Annotated in this window: 1 protein-coding gene; it reads right to left on the reverse strand. The window is 58.5% G+C overall.

Annotation, left to right across the window (positions count from 1 at the left end; all coding sequences use genetic code 11):
- Nucleotides 1-311 (reverse strand): phage protease (locus tag AO268_RS06200; RefSeq protein ID WP_218927876.1); only part of this gene is annotated, 311 nt, incomplete at both ends.

Genomic DNA, 311 nt, shown 5'->3' on the forward strand with positions numbered 1-311 from the left:
GGTGAGGGTTTCACAGGGGCGTTCTCCATTTGCTCTTGGTTGAGTGCTGTCATTACGAGGTTGGGGATGTTGGTAAGGGCGGCGCTGACCATGCGCACAATGCGCTTGGTCTCATCGTCGTAATCAAAAACCGGGGAAAGGAAGCGGTACTCTTTGTCTTCAACCTGGAGTTTGCCGCGTGGAGTCCAGTCGACCTGGCCCCACAACGCGCCGTCGCGTATTTCCAGTTTCTTGATCCATGCACCGGCCGGGGCGGGCTCGCCTTGAGGGGCACGGCGCTGGGTTGCATGCTCCCAGTCGATAGGCAAATC

The organism is Pseudomonas sp. ICMP 8385, from assembly GCF_002699915.1.
GTDB lineage: Bacteria > Pseudomonadota > Gammaproteobacteria > Pseudomonadales > Pseudomonadaceae > Aquipseudomonas > Aquipseudomonas gessardii.